The organism is Streptomyces sp. UH6 (assembly GCF_013421635.1).
Classification (GTDB): Bacteria; Actinomycetota; Actinomycetes; order Streptomycetales; family Streptomycetaceae; genus Streptomyces; species Streptomyces abyssomicinicus.
This window is the reverse complement of sequence record NZ_JACADT010000841.1, coordinates 1-2,515: the sequence shown is the minus strand read 5'-3', so window position 1 is coordinate 2,515 and position 2,515 is coordinate 1. Positions and strand designations below refer to the sequence as shown.

Sequence of the window (2,515 nt, the reverse complement as noted above, 5' to 3'; positions counted from 1 at the left end):
ATGGCCCGGGTGGCTCCGGTGACGGTCCCGGTGGCGACGGTCCCGGTGGGGACGGCCCTGACGGCCCTGACGGCCCCGACGGTCCCGACGGCCCCGGTGGGGACAAGCCGGTCCTGGACCCGGAGCGGGTCGGCGTGGCCGACCGGACCGCGAGCCCGACCACGGGCCCGATGCGCCCGGACCAGGAGGCCGCGGTCACGGCGAGCCTCGACCGGGTGAAGATGTCGCCGCAGGACCAGCAGCGCCTGCTCACCCAGTTGGGCAAGGGGGATTACGGCGCGGGCGTCGCCGAGCACATCGCCCGCGGGACGTTCGAGAACTCGCCCGGCTACCTGGACCTGTTGAAGCAGGTGAAGCAGAAGGGGATGATGCCCGCCGTCCACCAGGCGCTGGAGTTCGCGACGGAACTCAAGAAGCACGGCGCCGACGGCGTGGCGTTCGAGTACAAGAACCCGGGCAGCAACCTGGACCTCGACGTCCTGGTGAAGCGCGACGGCGAGATCAGGACGCCGGACGACGTGACGTACGGGTGCCAGCTCAAGGACGTGCAGAACGAGCACGGCATCTCCTCGGCCGCCCGTAAGATCGCGAGCAAGCAGCTGGCCGGTGAGATCTCCGGCCCCAAGGTCGCCATCCTGGACGTGCAGGACACCATCGGTGCGCTCACCGAGAAGACCCTCGCCGACCTCGAGTTCTACGCCGGGAAGACCGGTGCTACCTTCGAGGTCCGTTTCCGGGACGGCTCGATCACTGTTCCTCCCAACGGCCAGATCTATCCATAGGACATCGCATGGCAATCTTGATGCGCGCGCCCGAGGAAAGTGCCTCCTGGGAATGGGAGTTGAACGATCTCGCCCAACCGGGCCTGGAATCGGCACTGTTGGTCGCGGCACGGATGACCGCCGTGCTGCGCGAGCACCGGCTGCTGGATCCGGACCGTCTCGCCTGGGGATGGACCGTCTTCGGCCGCGGGGGTATCGGTCTGGGGGCGGACATCTCCCTGCGGGGCCAACTCGACGGGGCGGAACTGGCGCAGAAGGTGCGGCAGGCCCAGCCGGTCGCCTTCCCCGAGGCGGTACCGGGATACTTCGTCGTCTCCGGGACGGGCACCTGGCTGGACGCCGAGGGCGAGGCGCGCTCCGAACCCGGCCTCGTCGAGCTGACCGTGTACCCCGACGAGCGCAACCTGGCCGCGGAGGTCGCGGTGTTCCACGACATCTGGGGGTACTGCGACTTCAAGGGGGTCCCGCACCCCGCACTCCGCGACCGGAACGCCCCGCGACTCGCCGCGGCGCTCCGTGACCTGGAAGCGCTGCTGGGGGCGCCGGCCCAACCGGGTGACCCCACCTACTTCGGGCAGGCCGACGGTCACGGCATCGCGGAGCCCGATCTGATCGACGGGCTGGGGCCCGACCTCACGGACAAGCTCTGAGCGAGCGGACGGCCCCGCCGCCGAGGTGAACGGACACCTCGGCGGCGGGGCCGTCCCCGCACGCGGAGCGCTGCGCCGGCGTGGTCGTCAACGGCGGGACATCGCGGCCCGTACGGCCTCGGTGCCCTTGCCCGCGGTCTCGTCGAGGCTGACCATCTGATCGACGAGCCGGCCGCCGTCTTCGCCGGGCACGAGCCGCAGCGCGCTGTGCAGGACCGTCTCCGGCGCCGTCGCAGGCGGCCTCCCGGTCCTGGTCCACCGACGCCCGCTGGAACGCCCGGGCGGCCTCGCTCGCAGCCGCCGTCGAGCCCTCGCCCCCGGAGCGGGCACCGTCGCCGCATCCGGTCAGCGGCAGCAGCGCCGCCAGTGCGAGTACCCCGGCAGCGCGCCGGCAGCGCGCCGGATCCGCAGCGCCACCCCGTCCCCGTCCCCCCCTCCCTTCCTCGACGGCCGCCCCCGTCGGCCCGCCGTGATCCTGAGGATCACAGCACTGGGCCTCCGCCCCGCGCCTGTCATGTCCGACATCAGGGGCGATCTCATCGGCCTGAGCCGGTCGACTGCCGCCGACTCTTGCGTCACCTATCGAAAGTCAATAGATTTCCATCGCAACTCAATGGAAGGATGGGTCGTGGGGAAGCTGACCGTGCACGCGCTGCGCGCCGTGCTCGTGGTGGTGCTCGCAGGCACCGTGTTCGTACAGGCGGGGATGGCGTGGGCGTTGGCCACCGATCGGGAGGACGGGTCGCTCCCGCTCACCCCCCTGCGCCTGATCACCATCCTCGGCATGGTCTGCGTCCAGGTCGCCGGGGTCTGCGTGTGGCGGCTGGTGACGATGGTGCGTCGCGGGACCGTGTTCTCCCACGCCGCCTTCCGGTACGTGGACGGTGTGATCGGCGCGATCGTGGCGGCCGCCCTCCTGTGGTTCACGGTCACGGCCCTCAACGCCCCGGGACAGCGGGAGGACCCGGGCGTCACCGTCATCATGGGCGGGATCGGCGTGGCCATCCTGGGGGTCGCGCTCCTCGTCCTCGTGATGCGGACGCTGCTCGCCCAGGCCGTCGCCCGTGACGTCGAAGCGACGCA

2 protein-coding genes and 1 pseudogene are annotated in these 2,515 nt (G+C 71.3%); all 3 read left to right on the top strand.

Going from position 1 to position 2,515, the window contains the following annotated elements; all coding sequences use genetic code 11:
* A pseudogene (locus HW445_RS26555) lies at nucleotides 1-782 on the top strand (hypothetical protein); the annotation flags it as partial.
* A gap of 8 nt (nucleotides 783-790) precedes the next feature.
* Nucleotides 791-1,432 carry a hypothetical protein gene (locus HW445_RS26550; RefSeq protein WP_257231303.1) on the top strand — a complete coding sequence of 214 codons (642 nt, stop codon included), beginning with the start codon at nucleotides 791-793 and terminating at the stop codon, nucleotides 1,430-1,432.
* Between the two features lie 628 nt (nucleotides 1,433-2,060).
* A partial coding sequence (locus HW445_RS26545; RefSeq protein WP_180223416.1) for a DUF2975 domain-containing protein occupies nucleotides 2,061-2,515 on the top strand: 455 nt, incomplete at its 3' end.